Raw genomic sequence first — 5,081 nt, 5'->3', positions numbered from 1 at the left:
GGTTAGGGACTAGGGAAGAGGGAGAGGGAGAGGGAGGAATTTTGAATTTTGACTTTTGACTTTTGACTTTTGACTTTTGACTTTTGACTTTTGACTTTTGACTTTTGACTTTTGACTTTTGACTTTTGACTCCCCCGCTCCCCTAGCTATATCCTATATCACTCGATCGGGATGACGATCGCAAACTCCGTACCCTGTCCAATTGAAGAAGTACAACTTAGCTTGCCGGAGTGTTCTTTTTCCACAATTTGACGCGAAATTGATAACCCCAAACCAGTACCTTTACCGACTGGTTTTGTGGTAAATAAATGCTCAAAAACGCGCTCTTTCACTTCCGGTGGTATGCCGACGCCATTATCGGCAATCCGAATCGCGACTTGACTGTTATCTCGATCGATTTCTGTGGTAATAGTAATCCGGTTGGGGTTTTTTTCTATTTCTTTATAAGCCTTACCATTATTTGCTTGGTCTAAAGCATCAATCGCATTTCCCAGGATATTCATAAACACCTGATTCAGTTGTCCGGGATAGCAGTTAATTTCCGGTAATTCACCATAATTTTTGACAACTTCAACGGCAGGGCGAGTGTCTTTTGCTTTGAGGCGATGGTGTAAAATCACGAGTGTGCTGTCAATGCCTTCGTGGATGTTAAATCGGATTTTATTACTGTTATCCAACCGCGAAAACGTCCGCATTGAATTACTGATATTGCGAATGCGATCGGTTCCCTGTTTCATGGAAGAAAGCATTTTCGGCAAGTCTTCTAGTACAAATTCTAAATCGATGTCTTCGGCATCGTCCTCAATTTCTGGTGCGGGTTCGGGGTAGTGTTGCTGATAAAGTGATAGGTGATCGATCACGTCTTCAGTATATTCGAGTGCGTGGTCGATATTGCCGGCAATAAAGCCAAGGGGATTGTTGATTTCATGAGCGATCCCTGCCATTAATTGACCGAGAGTTGCCATTTTTTCGCCCTGCACGATCTGGATTTGGGCTTCTTGCAGTTTTTCTAGGGAATCTTCTAACTGTTTGGCATAATTTTGAGATTCCTGATAAAGTCTGGCATTTTCTAGGGAAATGGCAGCTTGAGAACAAAGAACTTTTAGCACTTCTAATCTGTCGCTCGTGAAGGCTGCTTTGGTGAGATTATTTTCCAGGTAAAGTATAGCGATCGTGTGGCCTTGATTGAGCAGCGGAGTACACAATATACTTTTGGGTTGATGTTCGATTATGTAAGGATCGCCAGTAAAACGATCGGCACTCGCACCGTCATCAATGACTAGCGTTTCTTTAGTATTTTGCACGTAATTAACGATACTCATGGGAGTATCAGTGGAGGAATAAATCGGAATCGATTGGATGATGGATTCGCTTTGGCTTCCTCCATTCGCACTGCTACAAATGGCAAGTGCTTCCCTGTCCAAATTCCCTGATTTGGTCAAGATGAGACAAGCTTTTTGGGCACCAGCATTTTCCATCAATACTTGCATTAATTTAGAGAGCAACTTATCGAGATTAATTTCCTCTGATAGCGCTTGAGATGCTTTGATTACCGAATAGATGTCCAACACGTCTGAAATTGTTTTGCTAGTAGAACTGATTGTTTTGTTTATGGGATGCGTCGCGAGTGCGTCGCGGAGGTTGAAAGTAATTTTTTCTTGTTGCAGAATAGGAGTGAGTAATTCGGGATAGCGTTTTTCCAAATCCTCTACTTTAGCTTTAGCTCCCCAACGACTGTAGGCATAGTAGGCATCAATCATATAAGTTTGGGCAATTTTAGCTTTTCCCCATTCCAGGTAAAACTTTGCTGCCAGTTCGTCAGCGAGAGCTTCTTCTTGAATATACCCGTTTTCTTTAGCTCCGGCAATGGCGCAATCGTACATTTTCATCGCTTCTATTTTTTTGTCCAAAATTCTATTTAGTTCGGCTTGGACTAAATAAAGTTTATGCAAATGATTCATGGGAGCAAAATTTGCCCAGTTTTCCATTTTTTCTTGATTGGCGATCGCTTTTAACAAAATATTTTTTTGTTCGGATTCCGGAGCATCATTATAAAGTGCCATCCGCGCCAAAGAATCGTACAAATAAAATGTTGGAATTACCAGCATTCCCGTCACACCGTCTAAATACTTTTCCGCTTGTTCTGCATTGGCTAAAGCTTGTTGAAATTCTCCGAATATATAACTGAGAGTAAGTTTATTAAAATATAATATATGCAGCGCAAGGCGATCGTTAACTTTTTCGTGTTGCGGTAACGATTCCGTTTCATTGTAAGCTTGTCCTACCAAACAGGACGGACGATCCGATCGCTCCATTAAATTTAATACAGTTTGTCGATGAATCGCACTCCAAATACATACCGTTTCTTGCTTGAATTGACTGAAAGCACGGCTGTAGATTGCTACTTCTTGTTCGTGTTGGGACAATTCTGCACCGATTAAGTAGGAATTGAAACATTCATACACTCCACAATAGGCTGCAAATTCTAAATCTCCCGTTTCTAACCCAATTTGATATCCCGATCGCAAAAATTTTAGCGTTTCTCGTCCATGTTCTTGCCAATGTTTGATGTCTCCACCTACATTGATCGATACTTTAGCTGTAATTTCTTTAGCATGGAACCGCGCCAGCGTCTTTAAAGCTAATTGACCGAATTGATAACCCGCTTCTAAATTTCCGACTACGCCACACAGAATTGTGCCATAGATAGCATAACTGTATGCTGATAGCGGAGCATTTCCATATTTGATGGATAAATTTATTTCTTCGCAGACAATCAGTGGTAACAATTGAGGAATAGCTATATAAGCAGCTGCTGTTATACTTGCCAAAAAACGTAGCGCGGCTTTTTTATCTGCTTCGGTCATGTCCGGCAGATTGATTAAATCCTCGATCTGCTTGCTATTCCAATTGGCAGCTGTTGATTCTAATGCGTATTGAATATCCAACTGGCTGGGGGATTTAGGAAAACTTACACCTAACTGCTCTAAAATTGGCAGTGCAGTTTCTATGGCTTCCACAAACTTCTTTTGCGCTGCATAAGCCTGAAGTTTAACTTCATAAACTTTGACTTTATCCAGCAAAGTTTTAGCTTGTTGCAGCACATCTTCAAATAGCAAATTCATCAGCTCGAAGTTGCCGCACAAGTATGCAGCCTCTGCGGCTTCTTCGTGCAAAGCTAATGTCAGATCGTAATGATTTTGCCAGCTATCTTTTGGCAGCAATTTCATGCCGGTGGTTAAGTATCTGAGTGCAGCAGTGTAAGCGGTTGAAGCTTTTACTTTGCGTCCGGCAATCAGATTCAGTTGCGCTAATTGACTGCGTTCGGCTGGAGCGCTAATTAACGCGGCTCCATAATTTAACTGATTGACAATATCTAAAATATTCTCTTCTTGTCGCTCTACAGGTGTATTGCTAAGCAGCAGTTGCCCGATTTTTAAATGCGTAGCTTTTTTTCGCTCTTCTGGAATTAGAAAATAAGCTGCTTGCTGGACGCGATCGTGCAAAAATTTGTAAGTAGCTAATTCATAATTGGCAATCTGTAATTGCTCAGATTCTGACTCATTGGCTGTTGACAATAAATTGCGATCGCTTGAATGAAAAAATTTGTAAATTTCGCTTTTGGGTATAACCAATCCTTCTTGCAGCGCTTTCCACAGATCGGCTGCCGTTTCTGCGGGCGACTTCTCGTATACAATAGCAAGAGTGTTTAAATCAAAAGAGTTGCCAATACAGGCAGCCAGTTTCAGCACTTCCTGAGTATTTGCCGGCAACTTCTGTAACTGAAGCGCCATAAACTCCACCACATCATCTGTCAAACACTGCGCCTTAACTTGAGCGAGATCGCATTGCCAATACCTCGCTTCAAAATTAAAATTAATCAATCCATCTTCATATAAAGCTTTGAGAAATTGATTGCTAAAAAAGGGATTTCCCTTAGTTTTTGTATAAACCTGTTGGGTAAGCGGCAGGGCAATTTCTGGCGGACAGATGAGCGTGTCGGCAATCAGACGATTTAAGTTGTTTGAATTTAAAGGTGCGAGGGTAATTGTATTAACGGTTACCTCTTTTTTGCGAAGTTCCTCTAAGGTCAGCATCAAAGGATGCCCGTTCAAAACTTCGTTATCTCGATAAGCACCGATCAGCAACAAATAGCGCATATCGGTTTCGCTCATCAACAATTCGATTAACTTTAAAGAAGCAGAGTCTGCCCACTGCAAATCATCCAAAAATATTACCAGAGGATGAGAAGGACTGCTAAATACGCGCATAAACTTTAAAAACACCAAGTTAAACCGATTTAGAGCAGCACTTGGTTCTAATTCCGGCACTGGTGGCTGTACACCTATCAGTCGTTCTAATTCGGGAACAACATCAATAATTACCTGTCCGTTTTCTCCGACTGCATCGAGAATTTTTACTTTCCACTGTTCTATTTGTTGAGGGGTTTCGCTGTGCAATTGACTTATCAAGTCGCGCAAAGCTTGCGCGATCGCATAAAAAGGAATGTTGCGCTGGAATTGGTCGAATTTTCCTCTAATAAAACAGCCGCGTTGCCGCACAATGGGTTTGTGGACTTCGTTGACGACGGCGGTTTTCCCAATTCCTGAATAACCTGTCACTAAGATTATTTCGATTTGGGATTTGGGATTTGGGATTTGGGATTGGGGGTTAAATTCTTCTTTGCTGACTCGATTTTCCTGCGGATACGCTACGCGATCGAACGCCGCCAGTAGGGTAGCGACTTCTTTTTCTCTGCCGTAGAGTTTTTCGGGGATGAGAAAGCGATCGGAAATATCCCGCGCACCTAACGCAAAATTGGCAATCTTCCCAGAATTTTCCCAGTCTCGCTGGCAGGTTTCTAGGTCGTGCTTCAACCCCAAGGCACTCTGATACCGGTCTTCCGCCATCTTCGCCATCAGTTTTTCAATGATATCAGAAATAACTTGGGGAATTTCCGGGTTAATACTGTGTACCGAAGGGGGAAGCTTGGCAATGTGACAGTATACTAACTCCATTGGGTCGGTGGTAGTAAAAGTAACTGTCCGGTCAGCAGCTCGTAGAATGTGATACCCAAAGAG

At 42.1% G+C, this 5,081-nt stretch carries 1 protein-coding gene; it reads right to left on the bottom strand.

From position 1 onward, the window contains the following. Positions 1–158: 158 nt before the first annotated feature. Positions 159–5,018 (bottom strand): AAA family ATPase, encoded by a 4,860-nt coding sequence (locus H6S82_RS17645; RefSeq protein ID WP_191056487.1) that lies wholly within the window; start codon positions 5,016–5,018, stop codon positions 159–161. Between the last annotated feature and the right edge of the window lie 63 nt (positions 5,019–5,081).

Source organism: Planktothrix sp. FACHB-1355 (genome assembly GCF_014748295.1).
Lineage (GTDB): Bacteria > Cyanobacteriota > Cyanobacteriia > Cyanobacteriales > Aerosakkonemataceae > Aerosakkonema > Aerosakkonema funiforme_A.
The sequence above is the reverse complement of the archived record's forward strand: the minus strand, read 5'-3'. Positions and strand labels throughout refer to the sequence as shown.